At 34.7% G+C, this 26,142-nt stretch carries 28 protein-coding genes, 1 tRNA gene and 2 riboswitches; of the genes, 18 read left to right on the top strand and 11 right to left on the bottom strand.

Annotated features, from left to right (window positions below; translation table 11 throughout):
* The first annotated feature begins 90 nt into the window (after positions 1–90).
* Positions 91–179: transfer RNA gene (locus tag HMPREF3031_RS06800), tRNA-Ser, on the top strand.
* 183 nt (positions 180–362) lie between these two features.
* Here HMPREF3031_RS06800 and HMPREF3031_RS06805 read toward each other — a convergent pair.
* The 3 genes from HMPREF3031_RS06805 to HMPREF3031_RS06815 form a co-directional block, all read right to left on the bottom strand.
* Positions 363–989 carry a hypothetical protein gene (locus tag HMPREF3031_RS06805; RefSeq protein ID WP_061054675.1) on the bottom strand — a complete coding sequence of 209 codons (627 nt, stop codon included), beginning with the start codon at positions 987–989 and terminating at the stop codon, positions 363–365.
* A gap of 445 nt (positions 990–1,434) precedes the next feature.
* On the bottom strand, positions 1,435–3,477 hold the full coding sequence (locus tag HMPREF3031_RS06810; RefSeq protein WP_002481265.1) for a heavy metal translocating P-type ATPase: 2,043 nt from the start codon (positions 3,475–3,477) through the stop codon (positions 1,435–1,437).
* A gap of 260 nt (positions 3,478–3,737) precedes the next feature.
* Entirely contained in the window at positions 3,738–4,250 is a 513-nt protein-coding gene (locus HMPREF3031_RS06815) for a hypothetical protein (protein WP_002481264.1), read from the bottom strand.
* A 179-nt stretch (positions 4,251–4,429) separates the two neighbouring features.
* Between HMPREF3031_RS06815 and HMPREF3031_RS06820 the strand changes: the two genes are divergently transcribed.
* From HMPREF3031_RS06820 to menC, 3 genes are all read left to right on the top strand, one after another.
* Positions 4,430–5,122: a hypothetical protein gene (locus HMPREF3031_RS06820; RefSeq protein WP_002481263.1), complete on the top strand. Its 693-nt coding sequence runs from the start codon at positions 4,430–4,432 to the stop codon at positions 5,120–5,122.
* A gap of 115 nt (positions 5,123–5,237) precedes the next feature.
* The gene (menE, locus tag HMPREF3031_RS06825) at positions 5,238–6,626 is read left to right on the top strand and encodes an o-succinylbenzoate--CoA ligase (protein WP_002481262.1); all 1,389 of its coding nucleotides are present in this window, start codon (positions 5,238–5,240) and stop codon (positions 6,624–6,626) included.
* Between the two features lie 2 nt (positions 6,627–6,628).
* Entirely contained in the window at positions 6,629–7,639 is a 1,011-nt protein-coding gene (gene menC / locus HMPREF3031_RS06830) for an o-succinylbenzoate synthase (RefSeq protein ID WP_002481261.1), read from the top strand.
* Here menC and yidD read toward each other — a convergent pair.
* The gene (gene yidD / locus HMPREF3031_RS06835) at positions 7,630–7,887 is read right to left on the bottom strand and encodes a membrane protein insertion efficiency factor YidD (protein WP_002481260.1); all 258 of its coding nucleotides are present in this window, start codon (positions 7,885–7,887) and stop codon (positions 7,630–7,632) included. The two genes, menC and yidD, sit on opposite strands and share 10 nt — an antisense overlap.
* Before the next feature lie 77 nt (positions 7,888–7,964).
* On the opposite strand from yidD, the gene ytkD reads away from it, so the two are divergent.
* Both ytkD and HMPREF3031_RS06845 read left to right on the top strand, forming a co-directional pair.
* On the top strand, positions 7,965–8,456 hold the full coding sequence (gene ytkD, locus HMPREF3031_RS06840) for an RNA deprotection pyrophosphohydrolase (RefSeq protein ID WP_002481259.1): 492 nt from the start codon (positions 7,965–7,967) through the stop codon (positions 8,454–8,456).
* Positions 8,422–9,195, top strand: a complete 774-nt coding sequence (locus HMPREF3031_RS06845; protein ID WP_002481258.1) for an alpha/beta hydrolase family protein — start codon at positions 8,422–8,424, stop codon at positions 9,193–9,195. Before ytkD ends, HMPREF3031_RS06845 begins: the two co-directional genes overlap by 35 nt.
* A 52-nt stretch (positions 9,196–9,247) precedes the next feature.
* On the opposite strand, the gene pckA is transcribed toward HMPREF3031_RS06845, so the two are convergent.
* Positions 9,248–10,840, bottom strand: coding sequence for a phosphoenolpyruvate carboxykinase (ATP) (gene pckA, locus HMPREF3031_RS06850; RefSeq protein WP_002481257.1), 1,593 nt, complete (start codon positions 10,838–10,840; stop codon positions 9,248–9,250).
* A 161-nt stretch (positions 10,841–11,001) separates the two neighbouring features.
* Positions 11,002–11,117, top strand: a riboswitch (SAM riboswitch).
* A gap of 110 nt (positions 11,118–11,227) precedes the next feature.
* Between pckA and metK the strand changes: the two genes are divergently transcribed.
* The 3 genes from metK to HMPREF3031_RS06865 all read left to right on the top strand — a co-directional run bounded on the left by metK (position 11,228) and on the right by HMPREF3031_RS06865 (position 14,378).
* Positions 11,228–12,424 (top strand): methionine adenosyltransferase, encoded by a 1,197-nt coding sequence (gene metK / locus HMPREF3031_RS06855; protein ID WP_002481256.1) that lies wholly within the window; start codon positions 11,228–11,230, stop codon positions 12,422–12,424.
* 96 nt (positions 12,425–12,520) lie between these two features.
* Positions 12,521–13,420: an NERD domain-containing protein gene (locus HMPREF3031_RS06860; RefSeq protein ID WP_002481255.1), complete on the top strand. Its 900-nt coding sequence runs from the start codon at positions 12,521–12,523 to the stop codon at positions 13,418–13,420.
* A 121-nt stretch (positions 13,421–13,541) separates the two neighbouring features.
* Positions 13,542–14,378, top strand: coding sequence for an aldo/keto reductase (locus HMPREF3031_RS06865; protein WP_002481254.1), 837 nt, complete (start codon positions 13,542–13,544; stop codon positions 14,376–14,378).
* 51 nt (positions 14,379–14,429) lie between these two features.
* Here the strand turns inward: HMPREF3031_RS06865 and HMPREF3031_RS06870 are convergent, their stop codons facing one another.
* From HMPREF3031_RS06870 to HMPREF3031_RS06880, 3 genes are read right to left on the bottom strand one after another with little or no spacing between them, the layout of a single operon-like run.
* Entirely contained in the window at positions 14,430–14,783 is a 354-nt protein-coding gene (locus HMPREF3031_RS06870; protein ID WP_002481253.1) for a fluoride efflux transporter FluC, read from the bottom strand.
* Positions 14,776–15,147, bottom strand: coding sequence for a fluoride efflux transporter CrcB (crcB, locus tag HMPREF3031_RS06875; protein ID WP_002481252.1), 372 nt, complete (start codon positions 15,145–15,147; stop codon positions 14,776–14,778). Before crcB ends, HMPREF3031_RS06870 begins: the two co-directional genes overlap by 8 nt.
* A 60-nt stretch (positions 15,148–15,207) precedes the next feature.
* Positions 15,208–15,516, bottom strand: a complete 309-nt coding sequence (locus HMPREF3031_RS06880) for a hypothetical protein (protein ID WP_002481251.1) — start codon at positions 15,514–15,516, stop codon at positions 15,208–15,210.
* Positions 15,517–15,703: 187 nt separating this feature from the next.
* Between HMPREF3031_RS06880 and HMPREF3031_RS06885 the strand changes: the two genes are divergently transcribed.
* On the top strand, positions 15,704–16,420 hold the full coding sequence (locus HMPREF3031_RS06885; protein ID WP_002481250.1) for a transaldolase: 717 nt from the start codon (positions 15,704–15,706) through the stop codon (positions 16,418–16,420).
* A 141-nt stretch (positions 16,421–16,561) separates the two neighbouring features.
* Positions 16,562–17,023 carry a hypothetical protein gene (locus HMPREF3031_RS06890; protein ID WP_002481249.1) on the top strand — a complete coding sequence of 154 codons (462 nt, stop codon included), beginning with the start codon at positions 16,562–16,564 and terminating at the stop codon, positions 17,021–17,023.
* On the opposite strand, the gene HMPREF3031_RS06895 is transcribed toward HMPREF3031_RS06890, so the two are convergent.
* Both HMPREF3031_RS06895 and HMPREF3031_RS06900 read right to left on the bottom strand, forming a co-directional pair.
* On the bottom strand, positions 16,998–17,357 hold the full coding sequence (locus tag HMPREF3031_RS06895) for a hypothetical protein (RefSeq protein ID WP_142351314.1): 360 nt from the start codon (positions 17,355–17,357) through the stop codon (positions 16,998–17,000). The genes HMPREF3031_RS06890 and HMPREF3031_RS06895 overlap by 26 nt on opposite strands.
* An 80-nt stretch (positions 17,358–17,437) precedes the next feature.
* Positions 17,438–17,935: a sigma factor gene (locus HMPREF3031_RS06900; protein WP_070724778.1), complete on the bottom strand. Its 498-nt coding sequence runs from the start codon at positions 17,933–17,935 to the stop codon at positions 17,438–17,440.
* Positions 17,936–18,139: 204 nt separating this feature from the next.
* Between HMPREF3031_RS06900 and HMPREF3031_RS06905 the strand changes: the two genes are divergently transcribed.
* The 7 genes from HMPREF3031_RS06905 to ribE all read left to right on the top strand — a co-directional run bounded on the left by HMPREF3031_RS06905 (position 18,140) and on the right by ribE (position 25,000).
* On the top strand, positions 18,140–18,361 hold the full coding sequence (locus HMPREF3031_RS06905; RefSeq protein WP_023016000.1) for a hypothetical protein: 222 nt from the start codon (positions 18,140–18,142) through the stop codon (positions 18,359–18,361).
* A gap of 399 nt (positions 18,362–18,760) precedes the next feature.
* Complete coding sequence (locus HMPREF3031_RS06910; RefSeq protein WP_002481245.1) at positions 18,761–19,606, top strand: peptidoglycan release complex glucosaminidase SagB; 846 nt, start codon at positions 18,761–18,763, stop codon at positions 19,604–19,606.
* A 141-nt stretch (positions 19,607–19,747) separates the two neighbouring features.
* Positions 19,748–21,229, top strand: a complete 1,482-nt coding sequence (locus HMPREF3031_RS06915) for an FAD/NAD(P)-binding protein (protein WP_002481244.1) — start codon at positions 19,748–19,750, stop codon at positions 21,227–21,229.
* Between the two features lie 94 nt (positions 21,230–21,323).
* Positions 21,324–21,460, top strand: a riboswitch (FMN riboswitch).
* A gap of 162 nt (positions 21,461–21,622) precedes the next feature.
* On the top strand, positions 21,623–22,672 hold the full coding sequence (ribD, locus tag HMPREF3031_RS06920; protein WP_002481243.1) for a bifunctional diaminohydroxyphosphoribosylaminopyrimidine deaminase/5-amino-6-(5-phosphoribosylamino)uracil reductase RibD: 1,050 nt from the start codon (positions 21,623–21,625) through the stop codon (positions 22,670–22,672).
* A gap of 4 nt (positions 22,673–22,676) precedes the next feature.
* On the top strand, positions 22,677–23,309 hold the full coding sequence (locus tag HMPREF3031_RS06925; protein ID WP_002481242.1) for a riboflavin synthase: 633 nt from the start codon (positions 22,677–22,679) through the stop codon (positions 23,307–23,309).
* Between the two features lie 15 nt (positions 23,310–23,324).
* Complete coding sequence (locus HMPREF3031_RS06930; RefSeq protein ID WP_002481241.1) at positions 23,325–24,506, top strand: bifunctional 3,4-dihydroxy-2-butanone-4-phosphate synthase/GTP cyclohydrolase II; 1,182 nt, start codon at positions 23,325–23,327, stop codon at positions 24,504–24,506.
* 32 nt (positions 24,507–24,538) lie between these two features.
* The gene (gene ribE, locus HMPREF3031_RS06935) at positions 24,539–25,000 is read left to right on the top strand and encodes a 6,7-dimethyl-8-ribityllumazine synthase (protein ID WP_002481240.1); all 462 of its coding nucleotides are present in this window, start codon (positions 24,539–24,541) and stop codon (positions 24,998–25,000) included.
* A 73-nt stretch (positions 25,001–25,073) separates the two neighbouring features.
* Here ribE and HMPREF3031_RS06940 read toward each other — a convergent pair whose 3' ends face one another.
* The gene (locus HMPREF3031_RS06940; RefSeq protein ID WP_002481239.1) at positions 25,074–26,069 is read right to left on the bottom strand and encodes a proline dehydrogenase family protein; all 996 of its coding nucleotides are present in this window, start codon (positions 26,067–26,069) and stop codon (positions 25,074–25,076) included.
* Between the last annotated feature and the right edge of the window lie 73 nt (positions 26,070–26,142).

The following is a 26,142-nucleotide window of genomic DNA, read 5'->3' on the forward strand; positions in this document are numbered from 1 at the left end:
CCTTTCACGGCGGTAACACGGGTTCGAGTCCCGTAGGAGTCATTCAATCAGAAACGAATTATCGTTTCTGATTTTTTAATTTGTATACATGGAGAGTTGTCCGAGTTGGCCGAAGGAGCACGCCTGGAAAGTGTGTAGGCGCCACAAGCGTCTCGAGGGTTCGAATCCCTCACTCTCCGTTAATTGTTTTAGATAATAAAAGATTTACAGTAGCAAGTGCCAAATATGTGTCAGGAAAATAATTTTCTGACACGTTGGCCTTGCTCTTTTTTTATGTGCTCTCTGTCAAATAGGACTGGTTTTGCTCAACAGTCCTAATAGTATAGAGCCTTAAATTTAATTAACTACTTTGATAGTGTTAATCATTCATATAAATCAATGTATTTTTGAGTGAATTCCTCGTTAGAAATTTCTCCATTATCTCTTTGGAGTTGAAGACGAGTGCCTTCTTCTTGAATTGCATCATATTCTTCTCGACTATATCCATACTTTTCCATTTCTTGGTAATTCAATTCCTCTTGTTGTTTTTGCTCTTCTGGAGTCAAACAGCCACCGACAGTACAATAAGTGCCATCTTCTTTATATTCTCCAAACATTGCGTCACCATTAGGGGTATTACTGTTTTGGTTATTGTTAGGTGTTTGGTTTGTTTGGCTTTGTGTATTTTGTTGGTTCTCTTGAAAACCATTAACTTGTTCATTATTATTATTTGTATTTATATTTGTATTTGTATTTTGATTTGGATTATTTGAATTTGTTTGATCGTTTACAGATTCTTCATTTACTTGTTCTGTAGATTCACTATTTTCTTGTTTTTCTTGATTATTATTTTGTTCATTTTTCTTCTTCTGTGTTTTTTCCTTATTTTTATTCTCTTTTTCATGTGTTTTAGTTTCGTTTTTCGCAGTTTCTTTATTACTTTCATCACTATTACCACAAGCAGTTAATAGTAATAGGGAACTAAATAACGGTATAAGTAACTTTTTCATGATTGGTTCTTCCTTTTCTATGTATTTAGTTATTTAATACCCATTTAAGTTAAAAGGAATCAACTAAATCAATTTTAATGTGAACTATTATTTGTTATCATTATAAAATTTCTTGTGTCGAAAATAACGCTTAGTGTATAATGCATTTGAATACAACACATGTGAATAAAAGTAGGAGTATTCATGCCTATTTAAGTTGAATGATTCAAAAAGGAGAGTTCATGCCTGTTTAAAGTTGAAGATTTCTAAAGAGGAGAGTTCATGCCTACTTAAGTTGAATTTTTAAAAGTAGTAGCCAATTGATGCATAATCATTTGGCTTTTTTATTTTTGTGAAGAGTCCTTTTCCCTTTGTAACTGGTCAATAGTACAAATAAATAGGCATTTACTAAAAATAACCACTTTCATAAATTGCTGATGAAAGTGGTTATATCTCATTGAATCATTTATTTTAATTTTAATGTGAAAGCATTAATCGCAACGATAATTGTACTTAGAGACATGAGTATTGCTCCGACAGCAGGTGAGAGTATTATACCCATAAATGCTAGTACACCAGCTGCAAGAGGGACTGCAATGATGTTATATCCAGCACCCCACCATAAGTTTTGAACCATTTTCCGCATTGTATTTTTTGATAGGGTAAGGAAGTTAATAATATCAGAAGGATTACTTTTGACAAGTATGACATCACCTGATTCAACAGCTACGTCTGTACCTGCACCGATTGCCATTCCGATGTCTGCTCTGACTAAACTTGGCGCATCATTAATGCCATCGCCGACCATCATTACTTTACTGCCTTTTTTCTGATAATCTTTTATGATTCTTTCTTTATCTTCAGGCATTAATTGCGCATGAACATCTTTAATTCCCAATTCTTTAGCCACTGCTTGTGCTACTTCATGATTATCTCCTGTAAGCATAACTGGTGTGATGTTTTTCGCTATTAAATCTGAGACCATTTGTTTTGAACTTTCTTTGATTTGATCTCCTAGGGCGATAATGCCAATCACTTGTTGTTCATAAATTAAATAACTAATAGAGTTACCTTGCTGAGCAAGTTCTTTAAATTGTTTTTTATTATACTTCAAATCCTTTTTATCTAAATATGAGGCATTTACAATTTTAATTTCTTTACCATCAACACTGCCTTCTAATCCCACACCTGAAATATTATTAACATCTTCAGGATATGAATAAGAAATGTTTTCTTCTTTTGCATATTCGACAATTCCAACAGCGAGCGGATGTTCAGAGCTGCTTTCTAATGAAGCAAACAAACTTAATATTTCTTTATGACTAAATTCGTCAGTAAAACTTTCATAATGGTTAACTGAAAAATTTCCTTCAGTTAATGTACCTGTTTTATCCATCATAATATAATCGATGTGTTGTGCGATTTCTACAGATTCTCTATTTTTTATAATTAATCCATTATGTGCACCTATAGAAGTAGAACGTGCTGTAACTAAAGGTATAGCTAAACCTAAAGCGTGCGGACAAGCAATGACCAATACAGTTACTAAGCGTTCAAGTGCAAAATCAATATCATTTTGTATCAGCATCCAAACAATAAACGCAATTAATCCACTAATTAATGCAAAATAAAATAAGTACCCTGCGACTTTATCAGAAAGAAGTTCAGCATCTGATTTATCATTTTGAGCTTGGCTTACTAACCCCATAACTTGAGATAAATAGCCATCTTCTCCAGTTGCAGTTACTTTAACTTGAATTGTACCAGAACCATTCATTGAACCACCGATAACTTTATCGTTCTTGTTTTTTAGAACTTTTTTAGATTCTCCAGTTACTAATGATTCATCAATCGATGTTTTACCTTCAACAATTATTCCGTCTGTTGGAATACTTTCACCAGCTTTGATTTCTACAATATCACCATTATGAATATCCGAGATTTTAAGTTTTTGACGTTGACCATCCTCAGTTACCTTAACTGCAGTATTGGGTAGTAGTTCGGCCATTTTTTTAAGGGCACTACTAGCACTGCCTACTGCGTTCATCTCAATCCAGTGGCCTAATAACATAATTATAATTAAAGTTGCTAACTCCCAGAAGAAATCCATTGTATGCGACGATGAATCACTAAAGTTATTCATGTAAAATGCATATAAACTATAGAAATAAGCTACTGAAATACCAAGTGCTACTAATGTCATCATGCCTGGTTTTTTAGAAGCGATTTCATCCTTAGCGCCTGATAAGAAGGGCATACCACCATAAAAGAATAAAATGGTCGATAGAATTAAAACAATCCAGTCTGATCCAGAAAAAGTAACTTGAAATGGTAATTGAATACCCATCATAGGTGATAAAATAATAATCGGTATCGTGAAAATTAAAGAAATAAAGAATTTACGCTTAAAATTACCATGATGATGCATGTGATGATCGTGACCGTTATCAGTCGTATGTTCATGGTGTTTATGTTGTTCATTTTTATGTGTATGTTCATGACTCGACAAAATAATACCTCCTAAATATATTGATATAGTAAATACAACTTTAGTATAACATATACGGTATAGGGGTATGGAGTATATGCAATTATGTTTCTTTTTCGCTAAGCAATCATCCACTCAGAATTACGTTTCAATCAATAGCAATTATGTTCATTCAAAGAGCGTTTGCTTATTTTGTTATGAGCTATATAGGTTCATATAACGCTAAGTAGTAGATAGTTAAAGAAATAAAAACATCCACTCCGATATGAAGTGGATGCATCTTATGATTTATTTTCTTTTTCTGTTGTATTGATCTCTGGATGATTGATCTCATCAACACTTTTTTGGCTGAAACGATAGATTTTTACCATTGCTGGTTTGGATAATGCCAAGAATGATAAAAATGTTGCTAAGAATGAAAAGTGTGTCACGTTTAGTACGAATAACATCGGCACAAAAATTAAGACAAAAAGTGCAATGAATAATATCAATGGCAGTATTTTGATTAATATATTTTTAACTGTACCTTTAGTTAGGCGAGTCAGTATGAACAGGATTATCCCGATTAGAAATAAGGGGATAATGATTGTAGTCAAAGTTGCGACATAAGCTTCAGCATATCTATTCCAATCAAGATGAATAATGTAATACATAGAAGAATCAGTTGGAATATCTAGTCTGAATAAGTTACTACCGTAATTTTTGTATAAATAGTAGACGATAAGTAGTAATAATATAATTGAGCCGCAATATTTCATGATAGTGCGTGGCATTTTATTGGATGATTGGCGCAAAACAATTCCCTCATTTCAAGCAATTTATATTATTATCTTATAACTCTATATTGAATACAATAGAAATACAGAAATAGATACGACTTTTATACGAGGTGCATGATGAATACGCGTGGTACAATAGTGGTAAGAGTAATATAAGAAAAACTTTAACATTATTTCGAAATAAGGTGATAGACATGAAACGCTCAGATAGAAATCAACCTGATTATGACCGCTATAATCGAGACCCACGTGACTCAAGAGATGGACACGATCCAAGATATCGTGATACACGTGAAGAAGAGTACCGCAGACGTTCTGATGAAGATGGTCGTTATTATAATGAACGTGATTACAGACGTGAACGTATGTTGGAAGATGAGAATCGTAAAAATAGTAAATGGAAAAAAGGTTTGGCCGCGATTGTAGTTATCTTATTGATTGTTGTAGCAATATTTATAGTTAGAAATATGATGCAGCCAAAAGATAGCACAGAAACCGCAAATCAAAATGCGCAAACACAACAAACACAACCTAATAGTTCACAAACTCAAAATCCAGTGACAAATAACTATAAAGAAATCATTCGTGAGAAAGAAACAGTCATTAAAGAAAAAATTGAAAGTGCTAAAAACAACATTCAAAATGGTCAAAATAGCCAGAATGCGATTGAATCTGCACAAAATGAAGTTAACCAATTGAAAGATAAAGCTTCAAATGCGACAGATCAAAATGTCACTGACCAATATCAAAATGCGGTTGATAAATTAAAACAAGCAAACCAAGCGCAACAAAATGGTGAAAATCAATCTAAAGTAGACAGTTTATTAAATGATATCGATAGTAAACTACAAACGATTAAAGATAAACTAAGTCAACTGTTCAATTAAATATGAAAGAAATGAGAGGGTGCAACGCGCATCCTCTTTTTTCAATTCGAAAATTAAGGGAAACTACTTGAATTTTGTTATGATAGATAGGTAGAGATTATGGGAGGAAGATAGTATGGATTTTTGGTTAAAACAAAGCGCAGAGCGTGTTCCTGAAAATATCGCATTAGACGATGGAGCAACAAAACTTACATACGCGAGCGTGTATCAATCAGCAAAACAATATGCAAATGTATTTAAACAACTGAATCAAAAGAGAATTGCATTTTATATAGATAATCGTATAGATGCGGCTTTAATGATTTATGGTGCATGGTTTGCTGGTATAGAAGCAGTCATGATTAATACACGACTTACATACAAAGAAATTAAAGCGCAACTTAAATCTGTACACACAGATACAATCATTGCCACATTACCATTAGAATTAGATGATTTTACCATTATAAATTGGAGTGAAGTTGAACAACGTCGCTCAACACAAACTTATGAGACTGAACTGGATTTAAACCGTATCGCTTCGATTATGTTTACTTCAGGAACGACAGGTCCGCAAAAGGCAGTACCCCAAACTTTTAATAACCATTTAGCGAGCGCGAATGGATGCAGAGAAAGCTTAGGTTTTGATAGTAATACGAAATGGTTATCCGTCTTGCCGATTTATCACATTTCAGGTTTAAGTGTGTTACTGCGCAGTATCATTGAAGGTTTTACAGTCAGATTAATGCAGAAATTTGAAACAAAAACGGTATTAAAAGCGATTCAAAGTGAACAGATTACCCACATTTCACTCGTGCCGCAAACTTTAGGTTGGATGATGGACGCAGGTTTAACACGACCTTATCAACTTCAAAAAATACTACTTGGCGGTTCGAAATTATCTGATGATTTAATTCATAACGCCTTGAAAGCGGATTTACCGATTTATAATTCATTTGGTATGACAGAAACGTGTTCACAATTTTTAACCGCTTCTCCATCCATGCTTAAACAAAATCCTAACACAGTAGGGAAACCGAGCCCTAACGTTCAAGTTAAGATTATCAATCCAAACCATGAAGGACATGGAGAACTCTTATTAAAAGGTGACAACGTTATGGAAGGTTATCTATATCCTGAAAATTTGACAGATGTATTTGAAGATGGCTACTTTAAAACAGGTGATATCGCAAGTGTAGATATGGATGGCTTTGTGATGGTTTATGACCGCAGAAAAGATTTGATTATCAGCGGTGGAGAAAACATTTATCCTTATGAAATCGAAACAGTTGTGAAACGTTTTGACGGTATTACAGATGCAATGTGTTATGCCAAAGATGATAATACTTGGGGACAAGTGCCGGCATTATATTATACGAGTGAAAAAGATATAAATCATGACGCATTAGATACCTTTTTAAAAGAGGAATTAGCGAAATATAAAGTGCCGAAATATTATCAACAAGTGACAACATTGCCTTATACATCTACAGGTAAATTAAAACGTGGAAAGATAGAGGAATAAGCATGCGTTTTGAATCGATTCTATTTTATACGTATGAAGCAGCATTTAAGCATCAGATTAAAACGCCTAAAGTCACTCTAGAAACAAGAAAAGTCTTAGTGATCGGATTGAAAAATGAGCACGGACAAACTTATTTCGGCGAATGTAATGCCTTTGAAACAGATTGGTATGATAAAGAGACAATAGAGAGTGTGTATGAAACATTGAAACAATGGTTTAATACAGTCCTCAAAGATAAAGAGATAGAAACCTTTGATGAAGCTAAAGTATTGTTGAACCACTTGAATCACGCACCTGCAGCGAGAAGTACTGTTGCGATGGCGTTATATCAAGTTTTCCATCATCTTCCTTCATTCGAGGTTCAGTATGGTGCAACGATAAGTGGTTTATCAACTGAAAATTATCAGCAACTATTAGAAACAAAACCAAAGCGTATTAAATTAAAGTGGTCGCCAAAAGTTATTGCTGACATCGAACAGCTACAAAATTTACCATTTAACCCATGGATCGCATTAGATGCGAATGAATCTTTAACGAATCAAGATATAGCAACTTTAAAAAAAGTTCAAAACCTTGAAGATATCTTGTATATCGAGGAGCCTTTTAAGGATTTAGAAATGTTGAAAACCTTATCTCCAAAAGTTATCCCACCTGTAGCAATAGATGAGAAAGCAAGAGATGTCTCAAGCATTTTAACCTTGATTGAACAATATCCGATTGATACAGTGATTTTAAAGCCTTTCAGACTTGGCGGCATAGATAAAATATTAGATGCGATAGACAGCTTGCATCGACAAAACATTAAAGTAGTGATCGGCGGTATGTATGAATATGGATTAAGCCGCTATTTTACTGCTTATCTAAGTCAGTATGCTGACTATCCTGGGGATGTAACGCCTTATGGCTATTATTTTGATCAGGAGTTTACACAAGAAAACGGCATATTAAAAAGGGGACACTTATACTTTGCGCCCCCTGAAATTGATGTGGATCAATTAAAAATTTATTCATGATGATGGTGATGATGACAATGTTGATGTTTGTCATGCTTTAATGGCACTGGGTCAAATCCACCTTTATGAAGCGGATGACATTTTGAAATGCGTTTGATACCAAGCCATGTTCCTTTGATTGGGCCATGGATTTCAATAGCTTCTTTTGTATAGTTTGAACATGTAGGGTAGAAGCGGCATGTAGGAGGTGTCAACGGTGAAATAAAATGTTGATATATCCATATTAAGCCGAGTAAGAGCTTCTTCAAATTAATCCCTCCAACTGATTTGTCTCAATTCGTAACGAATCTATTTTAGCATATATAATAAAAGGATGTGATAGAACGTGATTATACATGATCAATTTGATAAAGAAATTCGGTTGAATTTTACACAACCACAAGATAAACCAAATGGGGAACACGTTCTTGCGATCGCATTTCTCAATGATAGTTATCTTTTAACTAGACATAAAAAAAGAGGGATAGAATTTCCAGGTGGGAAAATAGAACAGGGTGAAAGTAGCGAATCAGCAATTGTTCGTGAAGTCTATGAAGAAACTGGCGGGATTGTTGCTGAGATGACGTATGTTGCGCAATATACCGTATATCACCCAGAAGGGACGAAATGGTTTACGAAAGATGTCTTTGCGGTGCAAGTAGACACTTTAGAAAGTAAAAACGATTATTTAGAAACAGCAGGCCCTGTGACGTGTAAACATTTAGATGAAATTTCGGATGAAGAAAAGAGTTTCTTATTAGAAGACGAAGCGATATTAAAATGTGTAGAAAGAGTGATAGAACTTGGACTTTATCAAAAGAAAGAGGATGCCGATTGATCTCACAACGCATCGTGGTGAAGAAGTAACTTACCTTGTAGATGATTTACGAGTCAAAGGACTTATGATTACACCTAAACAGTCTGTAAAGCGCATTGTAGTCTATTTACGTGGCGGTAAAGGAAAAGTAGGGCGTGTCAGAACTGGACGTCTATTACAGTTTGCGAATGATCATACATTAGTTTTCGGACCTTACTATCGCGGTAACAATGGCAGTGAAGGCAGAGATGAATTCAGTGGTGATGATTTGCATGATGTGACACAAGCGATCCGTATATTAAAAATATTATATCCAGAAGCTTTTGTGCATATAATTGGTTTCTCTCGAGGTGGATTACAAGGATTATTAACATTCCAAGATTTACCAGCAGACAGCTATATTACTTGGGGCGGCGTATCTGACTTGCATTTGATGTATGAAGAGCGTGTGGATTTAAGAGGGATGTTACGTCGTATGGTAGGGCATCCTAAAAAAGATTTAGCTGCTTATCAAGAAAGAGAAGCTTTACAATATATTGACGCAAATAGTCCTCCGATTTTAATTATTCATGGCGGTGAAGATATTCAAGTTGGTATCCATCAAGCTTATTATTTAGAAAATTACTTGAACAAAATCGGACATCGTTATCAAACGTATTATCAACCTAAGGAAGGACATATTCCGAGACCGAAAGCATTAAAACAAGTATTACAAGTGATACATCAATGGATGGACGATGTTGAAGCAAAAAAGATATAAAAATTCCGAGAAAGGGGTGACCTCTCTCGGAATTTTTTATTTCTATATTTAATTAGGCTTGGAATCCGCCTTTTTCAGCGATTTCATCGTTTTCTTCACCGAATTTCTTAAAGTTTTCAACGAAACGTGATTTCAAGTCTTCAGCTTGTTCACGGTATGCGTCTTTATCACTCCAAGCGTTGATTGGTTGTAGAATTGAATTTGGTACGTCTTCAATTTCAGTTGGAATACTTAAACCGAATGCTTCGTCTTTTTCGAATGCAGCATCTTTTAAGTCGCCTTTAATCGCAGCGTCTACCATGCGACGTGTATATTTAAGGCTGATACGACGACCTACGCCATATTTTCCACCAGTCCAGCCTGTATTCACTAAGTAAACATCCACATCGTGTTTATCGATTAATTCACCTAATAATTCTGCATAAACTTTAGGGTTTAATGGCAAGAACGGTGCACCGAAGCAAGTTGAGAATGAAGGAACTGGTTCAGTAATACCACGTTCAGTACCTGCAAGCTTAGATGTGAAACCACTTAAGAAGTGATACAGTGCTTGTGCTTTGTTTAATTTAGAGATTGGCGGTAACACACCAAATGCATCTGCAGTAAGGAAGATGATTGTATTTGGGTGTGCAGCTTTAGATGGTTTAGCAATGTTTTTAATGTAATCAATCGGATAAGCAGCACGTGTATTTTCAGTGTGCTCGTTATCATCGAAATCAACTGAACCATCATCAGCAACGACTACGTTTTCTAAAATTGTACCGTAGCGGATTGCGTTGAAAATTTCAGGTTCTTTCGTTTTTGAAAGGTTGATTGCTTTAGCGTAGCAGCCGCCTTCAATGTTGAAAATACCATTTTGGTTCCAACCGTGTTCATCATCTCCGATTAATTTACGGTCAGGTGCTGCAGATAATGTTGTTTTACCAGTTCCTGATAAACCGAAGAATAAAGCAACATCACCTTTTTCGCCAACGTTGGCTGAGCAATGCATACTCATGATGTCTTGTTGTGGTAATAAATAGTTCATGACTGAGAAAATACCTTTTTTCATTTCACCCGCATATTCAGTTCCCCCGATTAAGATAACGCGGTGTTTGAATGAAACAATCACGAATGTTTCTGATTTTGTACCATCTACTTCAGGATTAGCTTTGAAGTGTGGTGCTGAAACAATTGTGAAGTTTGGTTTGATTTTTTGAGCTTCTTCTTTTGAAGAAGGGCGGATGAACATATTTTTCGCGAATAAATTATGCCATGCCATTTCGTTCACTACTGTTAAACGTAGTTGTGTATCTTCGTCGCTGCCTGCATAACCATTGAAGACATAAAGTTCATCTTTTTGATCTAAATAGTCTAAAACTTTGTCGTAAAGTCTTAAGAATGTATCTTCTTCAATAGGTTGGTTGATTGAACCCCAGTCAATCGTATCTCTATAAGAAGGTTCATTTACAATAAATTTGTCTTTAGGTGAACGTCCAGTGTATTGACCTGTCAGTGCATTGATAGCCCCAAGCTCTGTCAGTTCCCCTTCGTTGTTGTCCAGAATCTTGTTGTACAATTGTGTAGTTGTGAGTTGGAAAAGTGATGAAGACTTTCCAATCAAATGATCCAACTTATTACGGTTAGTTTGTGCATCTACTGCCATTTTAAAAACCCCTCCAGCGCGTAAGTATTGTTAATAATTGTAAGCCTTTACATTTTCATAGTATAACATAATATGCCGATTATTCCATAACAGATTTAAGATTTTAGACATATAGAATTGACAAGCCTAAAGAGTTTGGGTAGTATTGTGATTAACGGATTCTCTTATCCTGAGTGGCGGAGGGACATGGACCCAAAGAAGCCCAGCAACCTCTCCTTATCGGAGAAAGGTGCCAAACCGTTTGCAAATGTCATTAAAGATGTTTGAACGATAAGAGCGAAAGGACGTTTAAGGGCTTTCTCTCTATGTTTATATAGTTTGAAAGTCCTTTTTTATTTGAGCTCGTAGATAGAGAATTTTCGTAATCAAAATCAAAAGGAGTCAGTTATGTCGAATAATAGAAAATTGTTTACGTCAGAATCTGTTACAGAAGGGCATCCTGATAAAATAGCGGACCAAATTTCAGACGCTATTCTGGATGAATTATTAAAGAAAGATCCGGATGCAAGAGTAGCTTGCGAAACAGTAGTCACTACGGGAATGGCTATGATTGTCGGAGAAATTTCTACAGCAACTTATGTTGATTTTCCTAAGGTTGTCCGTGATACAGTAGCAGAAATCGGTTATACGAGAGCGAAATATGGTTATGATAGCCAAACAATGGCTGTGATGTCAGCAATTGATGAGCAATCACCAGATATCGCACAAGCAGTAGACACTGCTTTAGAATATAGAAATGAAATTACGGAAGAGGAAATTGAAAGTACAGGTGCAGGTGACCAAGGTTTAATGTTTGGTTATGCGACGAATGAAACAGATACGTATATGCCGACACCTATTTACTTCTCACACCAACTTGCGAAACGTTTATCAGATGTCAGAAAAGATGGTACATTAACTTACTTAAGACCAGACGGTAAAGTACAAGTTACTGTTGAGTATGATGAAAATGATAAACCAGCACGTATTGATACGATTGTTATTTCAACACAACATGCTGAAGATGCGTCATTAGATCAAATTCAACGTGATATCAGAACACATGTGATTGATCCAATCGTACCAGCTGAGCTATTAGATGAAGAAACTAAATTCTTCATTAACCCGACAGGTCGTTTTGTGATTGGCGGACCTCAAGGTGACGCTGGTTTAACAGGACGTAAGATTATTGTAGATACTTATGGTGGTCTTGCACGTCATGGCGGTGGTTGCTTCAGTGGTAAAGATCCTACAAAAGTAGACCGTTCAGCAGCATATGCAGCACGTTATGTGGCTAAAAATATTGTTGCAGCAGGATTAGCAGATAAATGTGAAGTACAACTTGCATACGCTATCGGTGTAGCAGAACCTGTATCTATTTCAATTGATACATTTGGAACTGGTAAAGTTTCTGAAGGACAATTGGTAGAAGCGGTAAGAGCTAACTTTGACTTGCGTCCAGCAGGTATCATTAAAATGTTAGACTTAAAACGTCCTATTTATAAACAAACAGCAGCTTATGGTCACTTTGGCCGTACGGATGTTGCTTTACCATGGGAACGTGTAGATAAAGTAGATGCATTAAAAGAAGCTGTTCAAGCATAACTATACAGTTTTTGAATTTGTGACATTTTATTATCGATACATTCGATATTTTCCTTTATAATTGGGAGTAAGATATGTAAAGGAGCGGAATATGTTATGGGACCATTAGAAATTGGTTTGATTGCAGCAATTGTCGTCGCTGTTATCTTCTTTGTCTTATTCTTAGTTGTCTTAAACAGTAAGAAAAAGGCAAAGTTGAAAGCAGAGGAACAATATGAGGCAAAAGAAAGAAGTATAAAAGAAAATTATGAAGACGAGCTTGAAAAAGAACGCGTCGAACATAAAAAAGCGGTCACAAAACAACGCGCTGATTTCGATGAAACAGTGACAGCAAAAGATCGTGAAATCGATGCGCTGAAGCTCTTCTCGAAAAATCATAGTGAGTATGTGACAGACATGCGTTTAATCGGTATCAGAGATCGTTTGGTTAAAGAAAAACGTATTCGACCAGAAGATATGCATATTATGGCGAATATCTTCTTACCTAAAAATGATTTTAATGCGATTGATCGTATCAGTCATTTAGTCTTAACACGTACAGGCTTATACATTATCGATTCTCAATTACTTAAAGGACATGTTTATAATGGCATCAGTCAAGAACAATTCGGTACATTACCAACCATTGAACAAGTCTTTGATGTGTTGGATTTAGATAAACGTCATCCTCAAACATTAGTGTTAGATGAAAATGATGATAAGCAATCAGCTTCATTTGTAAACTACTCAAATCAATTAAAAGAAGTTGAACACTTAGCAGATACATTGAAGCGCGAATTGAATTTGAAATATACACCAATGGCATTACTTTATTTCAATCCTAAAAATGAAGGTGCAGTGACAATTTCAAATTACGCACAAACAACAAATACTAAAGTACTAGTTGGACCAGAACAATTAGATGAATACTTTAATAAATTCGTTTTCCATGGACGTATTCAATATAATGTTGAAGACTTACAACGTGTTATGGAAGAAATTGAATCATTTAATTAATACAATATGCACTGTTGACTGTAATTTTACAGTTAGCAGTGCATTTTTAATTCAAAATGTTTTACAGTTTTATTCATTGTGCATAGCATAAAGGTAAAGCAACAATGCAAGGAGAGAGAAAATGAATACATTTACGCTATATAATGGACAAACGATGCCACAATTGGGACTTGGCACATATAGAATTGAAAATAGTGATGAATTAGCACAACGTGTATCATTTGCGATAGAACACGGTTATCGCAGTATAGATACAGCTGCACGCTATGGAAATGAAGAAAAAGTAGGAGAAGGCATTAAAAAGGGTATTCAAGCCGCTGGCATACACCGCTCAGATTTATTCATTACCTCAAAACTATGGTTAGATGATTACGGCAGAATGAATGTAGAAGAAGCTTATCAACGAACTTTAGATAAACTTGATTTAGATTATTTAGATTTATATTTAATGCATTGGCCTGGCTCTAATGAAGAAGAAATGATTGATACATGGAAAGGCATGGAAGATTTATTAAAACAAAATAAAGTTAAAAATATTGGTGTCAGCAACTTTCAACCGCATCATTTAGAAAGTTTGTTGTCACATGCATCGATTAAACCAGTGATTAATCAAATAGAATTTCATCCTTATTTAACACAAAATGATTTAAGGTTGTATCTTAAAGCGCAACGTATTCAAGCAGAAGCTTGGTCACCATTTATGAACGGCGACATCTTAAAAGATGAAACAATTCAAGCTATCGCTGACGAAGTAGAGAAGTCACCTGCGCAAGTTGTATTGAGATGGCATATTCAACATGATGTTATTGTGATTCCTAAATCCATTACACCTTCACGCATTAAAGAAAATATCAACGTGTTTGACTTTGAGCTATCCGACGACCAAATGAAACGTATAGATCTATTAAATCAAAATAAAAGTATAGACGCAGATGTACCATCTTATAAATCATATTAATCAAAAAGAAACGTTACCCTTTACAGTGAGTTGTAAAAGATAACGCTTCTTTTATGCGATAACATAACCGATTAGGCATGCGATAAAGCATAATCCATATTGTAAAAAGCTATACGCAATAAAAAGCATACGTTGTGACTTAGTGGTCAACATATTGGTTAATTCCAGTGATAGGGTAGAGAATGTAGTTAAACCACCTAAAAATCCTACAATAATCAATGGAGACAACCAAGCTTGTGCAATTGCGATACCTGATAGCAAGCTGATTAAGAAACTGCCTACTAAGTTGACAATAAGCGTTGCTATTGGCAGCTGAGTAGATAGTTTTGAACAGCTATTTGTGACAGCTGCACGGACTACAGCGCCTAAACCGCCACCAAGCATTACTAATAAAAGGTTACTCATGACTTAAGGCACCTCCAGCTTTACTACCGATATAGCATACTGCTAAACCAAGAATATAGCTTGAAATCGCGTAGACAAAAAGTAAAATATATTGCTGATGTTCAAACATTTTTACCAGTTCAAATTGAAATGTAGAGAACGTGGTTAATGCACCTAAAAATCCAGTTGTAATTCCTTTTTTGAGGAAAGGATTAGATTTAAAAGTTTGAATTACCAAGACGGAGACTAAACCCATAAAAAAGGCACCCGCTAAGTTAGCAATAAAAGTTCCGATTGGGAATCCTTGGCCATGATTTAATTGTGAAAAGACAAATCGCAGCAAGGCACCTAGTGCGCCTCCTACGAACACATATAAATACTGCAAAATATCGCCTCGTTACATTTTTAATATATAAATAATGCTACTGTTATAGTGGATTGTCAATTAAAATTTAATCATACCAAATGAGATTAAAGAAGTAACGATATGAATAACAATCACTATAAATAAGATGATAGGTAATATTTTACTGGCTTTACGAATCCAATCTGTACGTTCTTTTGAATGTTTAATAGATTTATCTGCTAAAATGATCGCAATAATTAGGATAATTGCATTAACAACACTGCTTGTAATTATTTTTTTCGCAATTGAATGAAACTGCTCGTTTAACAGTGGATTATACATGTTAAAGTTAAAACTGATGATAATAAGGATTATAGTAAGGTAAAAATAAAGTTTTGACCGTGACATGATGACCTCCGTTTCTGTACATTCTTTTATAATATCATAAAATTTTAGAGGGTTGTGGTTTCTTTTTTAAACCTTTATTAACAATTCTACTGTGAGTTAATCAATCGCGATTTAAACGGGGGAATGTTATAATCAAGTTACTTTAGACAGCATTGAAAGTTAACAGTAATAAGGAGGCACTTATTTTATGGTAAAAGCAGATTTGAATGTAGAAGTATTTGCGGATGGTGCAGATATTGAAGAAATGAAAAAAGCTTACAAAAATAACGAGGTAGACGGATTCACAACAAACCCGAGCTTAATGGCTAAAGCAGGTGTTACAGATTATAAAGCATTCGCTGAGGAAGCTGTGAAAGAAATTCCAGATGCTTCAATTTCATTTGAAGTATTTGCGGATGATTTAGAAACAATGGAAAAAGAAGCGGAAATTTTAAAACAATATGGTAAAAATGTTTTCGTTAAAATTCCAATTGTGAATACAAAAGGTGAGTCTACAATTCCTTTAATTAAAAGATTATCAGCTGACGGCGTACAATTAAACGTAACTGCAGTATACACTTTAGAACAAGTTAAAGAAATTACAGATGCAGTCACAGAAGGTGTTCCAACTTATGTTTCTGTCTTTGCAGGACGTATTGCGGACACTGGTGTGGATCCATTACCACTAATGAAAGAATCTGTAGAAGTAACACATTCTAAAAAAGGTGTAAAATTATTGTGGGCAAGTTGCCGTGAATTATTTAATGTCATTCAAGCAGATGAAATTGGTGCAGATATTATCACATGCCCAGCAGGCGTTATCAGCAAAATTCCAAATATCGGCAGAGATATCAATGAATTATCAGTAGATACTGTTGAAGGATTTGCAAAAGATATTCAAAAATCAGGACTTTCAATTCTATAATTAAATGAGAAATCTAGTATCATGATAATTGATTCTAGTATAAAATAAAGGCAGAAATAATCTTTACCAAGGTATCAGTCCTTATCGTAAAGTTATTTCTGCCTCTTTTTAAAATTTTTACCGGGCAGGTGTATAGATGTCGTGAAAAAAGAGCAATTTGAAACAAAAGTAAAAAAGCAACTTTGGTTCCTAAATAAGAAAGAAAAAGATCAGTTGAGCCAAGTTTTAAAGGATTTAGAAAACAATCAGACTGATACATTAACTTATAAACAGCCTATCAAGTTTTCAAATCAATTTTTAAGAACGCATATCTTTAAAAAGCGTCATCAAGGGACAGCGTCACTATTCTTAATTATTGTTGGGATGCTACTTATCAATGCATTATTACTAGGTTTATTTTTATTTGGTTTACTAACGAGTTTAAGTGTCGTTCAATATTTTGTAAATCCACAAGTCGATTTATCACTTGTACAATTAGCATTAATTCTAGTAGGTGGCATTATATCGCTAATCGTCGCAAGTATTTTAATGAAAATCGTTACAGCATTCTTTACAAAAAAGTTGTTAGAAAATCGCTTTAATCAGCGTCATGAAAAGTCATAAAATGTAAGAAGATACATTCTAACCACTTACGATGCACAAACGAGTAATGGGCGTTTACGACTAAATGCACACCATTTTTAAAGATCAGTCTTGTCGTATAGCGTTCTTGTTTTAGACCTATGATTTCCAAACCATTTACAAAGTGTTGGATAGGTGCACGTTTATTCTGTATAGGGAATAAAATGGTTTGTTGATTCACGATTAATGGCAAGTGTTTACGAATATTGAGCATTTGTTTCAATTCATATGATGCATATTTAGATTGAGGTGATTCACGTCTTAATAATGCATTCATATAAGATTTTAATGGTACTTTCGTTAAACCATGAAACATGTTGTAAACACATTCTATTTGGAAAGTGTGATGAGGGTAGGAAGTGAAATATAAAATTCTTGGACGTTCACAAACAACCATTATGACATCTCTCCTTTAAGAAAGTGTTTTAAAGGTGCAAGTTTATGGCGAACTTGCATTTGATACTTTCTGATTGTAGTCGCTGACTTCTTCATCAAAGTTTGTATTTCGAACTGTTTATAACCACATAATTTTAAATTCAACCACATGCGTTCATAGTCATTAAGCAGCAAGTAATATTCAGATGCGATCAACTGCGTGAGATAATTGTAATCTGAGTAATCACTTGCATCTTTAATATCGGAGATGATTGCTTGATTACTCTCTTCTAAAACTTTACTTTTCTTTCTAAATAAATCGATGAGATAGTAGTTCAGCCTTTGATATAAATAACCGCTCATGCTATTATGAATGGACGTATCAAATTGTCGTAATAATGACCACATTTTGATGGATAAAAGTTGGGCATATTCGTCAATATCATACTTAATATTATATCTTTTTAATAAAGCATAAATGATACCCTGGTGTCGGATGATTAATGTCTCTATGTTCATCACTTCACACTTTCAATCTTTGTACATAACATATTATTTCTGGTTGGTTTGAGTTTAACGAAGCGGATTAATTCTTTCATTTGCTAAATGTACAAAATAGGTGTTAAATAGAAGGGTAGAATTAAATAATTTAACAAAATAAATTGTAGTTTTCGACATAATAAGCATGATTAAACATAATTTACTAATAGATGGGAGGATTCCATGGATTACGCACACTTGAATTTAGAACACTTTTTCGCACGCCATGATGAATTGGATATGATTAAAGATAGTTCAGATTTTGTAATGATTAATAATATGACAAATGAAATGATGTATCGTGATGGCAAAATTGAAGGTACAATCGATTTGAACCGTTACTACTATAAGAATAGATCAGAAGCAGCTAGTTTTATAATTATGGAGTACAAACGCCCGGAATAATTAAAAACGAAAGCTAGTATTCGCCTGTTTATTACAGAAATGTCTGTAGATAAATAGGCTGTTTTTTATTTGAAGGATGTTATTTTGCACGAATCATGTACTGAGGTTATAGAAATGTTATTGAAAGAATACAGCAATATTACATTCTGACTTCAAGCACGTTCTATGGAATAAGATATGATAGAATGGTGGTTGGATAACTCTAAATTGTGATACACTGCAAAAAGTGTTAAGATTTAGAATCAAAACGAAATAATTTTTAAGTGTTATAAAACCGTAGGAACTATGGGGATAGCTCGGTAAGAAATAAATCAGTCATCATGAATGCGCCGAGAAGCTTCAACACCGTGTTACATAGTGTTAAGCAGTTCACTTTAACTTGACCTAAGAGGTGTAATTATGACGAAACACAAGAAAGGCTCTATCTTCGCAATTATAGGGCTGCTTGTTATTTTGGCTGTGACAGGTTATATTTTCTTTTCTATGATTTCCGACCAAATATTGTTTAAACATGTTAAAAAAGAAGAAACAGTTGAACATTTGGACGTAACTCTGAATCAAGCAGCTAAAAAACAAATTAATAACTATACAAGCCAACAAGTTTCCGACAAAAATGATAGATGGCATGATGCTACAGGAACAGAGATCAAGAAAGCCATGGACAGTGAAAAATTTATCGATGATAAAACTCAAAAGTATCAATTCTTAGATTTATCTAAATATCAAGGTATCGATAAAAATAGAATCAAGCGTATGCTTGCTGACAGACCTACATTATTAGCACATACTGAAGACTTTATTCATGCAGCTAAAAAACGACAAGTAAATGAAGTATACTTAATTTCACATGCTATCTTGGAAACAGGTGCTGTAAAAAGTGAATTATCAAAAGGTGTAGAAATTGATGGTAAAAAATACTACAACTTCTATGGTGTCGGCGCATTAGATGAAGACCCGATTAAAACGGGTGCTGAATATGCGAAAAAACATGGTTGGGATACACCAGAAAAAGCGATTGATGGTGGTGCAGAATTTATTCATAAGCACTTCTTATCAAATCCAGATCAAAATACGTTATATAGTATGAGATGGAATCCTAAGAATCCTGGTGAACACCAATATGCAACAGATATCAAATGGGCAGAAAGCAACGCATCACTTATTGCAGATTTCTATAAAAAGATTAATACTGAAGGTAAATACTACAAGCTATTTGTTTATAAAGATGACAAAGAACATCAATAATAATTTAATATAATATATAGTTTAAAGCGAAATGATTAAATGAATGTGATTTAATTGTTTCGCTTTATTTTTGTTTGTTGCATAATAGAAGGTGAAGCAATAAACAGGGTAGTTATGTAGGAAGAGTAGGAGGTTATTTGTATGCGTGTTGCAATAATCGGAATGGGCACTGCAGGTGTCAGTATTTTAAGACAATTAGAACAACACCCATATTTCAAAGAACTAGACATTGATGTTTATGACAATGCTAAAAATATGGGACAAGGTGTACCATTTCAAAATGACAGCTCACAATTACTAATTAATTTACCAAGTAAGGATATGTCATTAAATTCTAAAGATCAGGAAGAATTCTATCGTTGGTATCAACAACAAAATGATTTTAAATTTGAGAATGCGACTTATTTACCAAGATTTGTCTTTGGACATTATATGAAAAGTTACCTCGATAAATTTAATGACATGTATGACAATATTCATATTATTACTGAAAAAGCGACTGAAATGTACTTGGAAAAAGGTTTTGAAAAAGATGCGCATATTCAATACTTTATTTGTACCAATCATGAACAAGAGGCATGTCGTCAATATGACTATGTCTTTTTGACAGTCGGTACGATGGCGTATCATGACCCATACCAGTTAAAAGGATTAAAAGGATTTATTAAATCACCTTATCCCACATATGAAACATTAAATACAGTGGAAGATACGGATGATATCGCAGTAATCGGAACAGGTTTATCTAGTCTTGATGTTATTCGTTATGTTGTGAAGCATCATCCTAATTTGCCATTGACGGCTGTGAGTCGACGTGGAGAGTTGCCGAGTGTCAGAGGGGAAATGCCAGAAATTACATTAAAGTATCTAACTAAAGAAAACTTTAATCAGATTATTAAATCTCATTTTGGTGTAGTTCCACTAGAGACTGCTATTCATCTCTTTAAGCAAGAGTGTGAGGATTTGAATATCCCACTTCAACAGCTTATCAATCGAAAAGTCGGCGACCCAATTAAAGATTTAAAATATGATTTAGCTCACCCAGAAATATTAGGTGTATTCCAAAGTTTATTAGAAACGATAAAAGAAAATATGAACTGGATTTGGAATAGTTTAAGCATTGAAGATCAAAGGGAGTTTATGAAACGCTACATGCCGATTTTAAAAGCGAATTCCAACCCAATGCCGCCACGCACAGCACGTTTGCTTATAGAAGAGATAGAAGCGGGACACTTGTTAATCAAAAAAGATTTAGAAAAAGTTGTACAAGAAAATGATACCTTTGTTTTCAAATATAAAGATTCAAACGAAACTGAACAATATAATGTTGTGATTAATGCGACTGGACCTAGAACACAATTAAAAGATTTAGATGAAGATGACGGCTTTTTAATTGATATTGCGAATAGACAAATTGTGCAAGCGCATCCGATGGGCGGCATTCAAATTGTGCCTGAAACAAATCAAGTCATCAGCCCGAGATACGGAACACTGCCACACTTAATTGCGATTGGTCAGATTACCAACGGCATCAACCAAGCACGAAATGGTGTCAATATGATTGTGCGTCAATCTGTACAAGCGGTTAATAGTTTATATGAATTTCATTCGGAGAATAGATAATCATTAAGTAATAATTATTGTCAGTTAAATTAAAATAAGCTATGATAAATATATGAGCAAAGTATTGCTCGTTCGATTCAGAAACAATTTCATAATATTCTTTCGGGGCAGGGTGCAATTCCCAACCGGCAGTAAAAACATAAGCCTGCGACCTGTACTCTATTTTAGAGTATGGCTGATCTAGTGTGAATCTAGAGCCGACAGTGAAAGTCTGGATGGGAGAAAGAATCAAGACGTCATTAAATATGATTTAAAACGCGTATTTAAGTGAAGTCTAGTTTGTGTTAGCAATTTTTAACATGGGTGGACTCTGTTTAAATACGGTGATGATACATTTTTCCGTTGCCTCTTTAGTTAGGTGACGGAATTTTTTTATTTTAATGAGGTGATTGTTTGAATCGATTTTTACAAAATGCGATTGCATTAGCAAAAATGGCTGAAGGCCAAACGGGTGTGAACCCTGCCGTTGGTTCTGTCGTGGTTAAAGAAGGCAGAATTGTCGGTTTAGGTGCGCATTTAAAACAAGGTGAACGTCATGCGGAAGTACAAGCCTTAGATATGGCAGGTGCAGATGCAGAAGGCGCAACGATTTATGTTTCGCTTGAACCTTGCACACACTTTGGTTCTACACCGCCTTGCGTCAATAAAATCATTGAAGCAGGTATTTCAAAAGTTGTATATGCGATGAAAGATATAACTTTAGATTCACCTGGTGATGAGATTTTAACTGAAGCAGGTATAGAAGTGGAATATCAGCATGATGCACAAGCAGAAGCTATGTATACAGATTTTTTCAAAGCTAAACAAGCACAGATACCTGAAGTAACTTTAAAGGTGAGTGTCAGTTTAGATGGAAAGCAAGCGACAGATAACGGTCAAAGTAAGTGGATTACAAATCCAGATGTGAAACAGGATGTGTTTAAACATCGAGCAAGACATGATGCTATTCTAACCGGTGCAGGTACTGTACAAGCTGACAATCCGAGTTTAACGGTAAGGTTAGAAGGAGAAAGACAGCCTGTACGTGTGGTGTTAGCGAGAAGCGGTCATTTGGATTTCACACAAACTTTATTTACTGATCAACAGACACCTGTGCTTGTGTATACAGAAAATACACAATTAAAAACAAAAGAGCATGGGTCTAATATTCAAATCATTGTATTAGATGATTGTTCTATTGAAACTATTTTAAAAGATTTATATCAAAGTGGTATCGGCTCAGTCTATGTAGAAGCTGGACCTAAAGTGACTTCACAATTTCTCCAATCACAGTGTGTCCAAACACTGATTATTTACTACGCCCCGAAAGTAATTGGAGGTTCTGGCAAGTATCAGTTTTATCAAACTGACAATGTACTTCCTTTAGAACAAACTCCTCAATTTGAAATTGACCATTCTGAAATCATCGATCAAAATATCAAAGTTGTATTAAGAAAGAAGTGATTTCATGTTTACCGGTATTGTAGAAGAAATCGGTACGGTTGATCGCCTTGTGACAGAACAAAATGTCATAAAACTCTCGATAGCATGTGAAACAATTTTAGAAGATATGCATATCGGCGATTCAATCAGTGTCAATGGTGCATGTTTAACAGTAACTTCCTTTAATCAGAAATCCTTTGATGTGAATGTTATCAAAGGTACAGAAAATAAAACGTATCTCAATCAACTGACTAAAGGCAGCTCGGTCAATCTTGAACGTGCTATGCCGAGTCAGGGCAGATTTGGCGGTCATTTTGTGTTAGGTCATGTCGATGAAGTCGGAAAAGTCCTAAAAATCAGACCGTCATCTAATTCTAATATCATGACCATACAATGTCCTAAATCTATTACTGACCAAATGGTTCAACAAGGTTCAATCACGGTTGATGGAACAAGTTTAACGATTTTCAGATTAGCAGAAGGCCAATTTGATATTCATTTAATTCCAGAAACAAAACGCGCAACGATTTTAGGTCGAAAGCGTGTCGGTGATACCGTGCATTTGGAAGCGGATATGTTATTCAAATATGTACAAAAAGCAATTTCAAATCAAAATACTGAATTAACGCCAGATAAATTAGCGCAATTCGGATTCTAAGAGGAGTGTTCAGAAATGCAATTTGATGATATCGAAAGTGCAGTTGAAGCACTAAAACAAGGTGAAAGTATTATTGTTGTGGATAATGAAGACCGAGAAAATGAAGGGGACTTAGTAGCTGTAACGGAATTGATGAATGAAAATACAGTCAATTTTATGGCACGAGAAGCACGTGGTTTAATTTGTGCACCTCTAGCTCCTTCTATCGCACGCTCATTAAATTTAGAGCCGATGGTTAAAGATAACAGCGATGCATTTGGTACAGCATTTACTGAAAGTATTGATCATATCGATACTACGACAGGTATCAGCGCTGCTGAGAGAATGCTGACAGCTAAAGCTTTGATTAATGGTGAGAGTACAAGTGCAGATTTTAATCGACCAGGTCATTTATTTCCATTGATTGCTAGAATCGGCGGGGTTCTAGTACGTCCAGGACATACGGAAGCGGCTGTAGATTTAGCAAGTATGACAGGCTCAAAACCAGCAGGTCTCATTTGTGAAATCATGAATGAAGACGGCACAATGGCTAAAGGTGAGCAACTCCAAGCATTTAAAGAAAAACATCAATTAAAAATGATTACCATTGAATCTTTGATTCATTACCGTAAATTGCATGAACAGCACATGCATGCAAAAGCTAAAGTAAAACTACCTACAGATTTCGGTACATTTGATATGTATGGATTTGAATCAGATTATTCACATGATGAAATTGTAGCAATTGTTAAAGGTGACATTCAAAACGTTGAAAATGTACGTATTCATTCATCTTGTCTGACAGGTGATATTTTCCATAGTCAACGTTGTGACTGTGGTGCTCAATTAGAAGCAGCAATGAAATACATCGATGAACACAACGGTATGGTGATTTACTTACCACAAGAAGGTCGAGGCATTGGCTTAATTAATAAACTGAAAGCCTATGAACTGATTGAACAAGGTCACGATACAGTCACTGCGAATTTAGCATTAGGTTTTGAAGAAGATTTACGAGATTATTATCATGCTGCTGAAATTTTAAAACACTTCGGCATTGAAAAAGTGAACTTGTTAAGTAATAACCCAGAAAAATTCAAAGGGTTAAAACATTATGGTATTGAAGTTGAAAAGCGAATTGAACTGATTGTACCTGAATGTAGTCACAATCATGATTATATGCAAACGAAAAAAGAAAAAATGGGACATATGATTTAATAAATTTTAACGATATTATTGGAGGAATTAACATGAACTTTGAAGGTAAACTATTAGGTAAAGATTTAAAAATCGGTATTGTTGTGAGTCGTTTTAATGATTTTATTACAGGTCGCTTATTAGAAGGGGCTAAAGATGTATTAGTCCGTCATGAAGTAGAAAATGATAATATTGATGTAGCATATGTACCAGGTGCATTTGAAATTCCACTAGCTGCTAAAAAATTAGCAGAAACAAATAAGTATGATGCAGTGATTACATTGGGTTGTGTCATTCGCGGAGCAACATCTCATTATGATTATGTATGTAATGAAGTTGCAAAAGGCGTATCAAAAGTGAGTGATACAGCAGGGTTGCCAGTAGTCTTCGGTGTACTAACAACTGAGACAATTGAACAAGCAATCGAACGAGCAGGTACAAAAGCAGGCAATAAAGGTGCAGAATCAGCAATGGCTGCAATTGAAATGGCAAACTTATTAAAATCAATTCAATAAGTGTTTTTGAATTAAAAATAACAGACAAAAGGCAAGGCCGATAGTGGTCTTGCCTTTTTCATGAATACAGTATTTACTTGCGTTTCTTTAAGCCTTTGAGACCGAAACTTAAACCAATAACTGCGGCAATTGCGCCAGCGCCTACAGCAAGTGTTTTAGGTTTCACAAATTCTTTGACAGCTAAATTTAAATTTTGCGGACGTTCAGCTAAACGTCGCATAAAGTATCCGAACCAATCTTCGCCAAATGGAACATAGATACAGAAATGATAACCGTCTTCGGCAATTTCATAAGCTAACTCTGAACGGAAACCATACAACATTTGAAATTCGAAATTTTCACGACCTATGTTGTTCTCTTTAACGAATTTTTTAACATGATCAATGATTTTGTGGTCATGTGTAGCGATAGATGTAAAATTCTTCGCACTTTTCAGTCTTTTTTCGATAAGCTTAATGTAATTCTCATCGATGTCCTCTTTAGTTTGGTAGGCGATAGACGCATTTTCTTTATAAGCACCTTTGACTAAACGTAATCGAATGTGCGGGTAATTTTCAATCATATTGTCGGCTGAATATAAATAAGCTTGAACTACTGTTCCGATGTTATCATAATCTTTTGATAATTCATCCAATACGTAGAGGATATTTGATAAGCCTGCATATTTCTCGGTATCAATATTGATATGAATATTACCAAGTGACTTTGCTTTTTCTACAATTTCTCTTAAGTTCTGTTCTGCCAAATCTACATCGAACTCTGCGCCTAATTGACTGATTTTAAGAGAAATATGTGCGTCTAAATTGTTGTCGTAAATTGCTTGTAGTACAGTTAAAATAATTTTCTTTTCTTTAATACTTTGTTCTTTTGAATCTACAAATTCACCAAGACAATCGACAGTCACCGTAATCCCCTTATCATTAAGTGTTTGGATTGTCTTAATAACTTCATCAATCGAGTTACCAACAACTACTTTACTGGCACCTAACATAGGTCCGTATTTTCGTGCTGCTTGGTTCAAAAAAGTGTTATTTGATAAACTGATAAAAAAATCTTTGACTAATGGCATGTAAATTCCTCCCATACAACTCTGTTAAAAATAGTGTATCATGTTTCATAAATGTATGAAAACGTTAACAATA

The sequence above is a fragment of the Staphylococcus sp. HMSC072B07 genome (genome assembly GCF_001815505.1).
GTDB lineage: Bacteria > Bacillota > Bacilli > Staphylococcales > Staphylococcaceae > Staphylococcus > Staphylococcus simulans.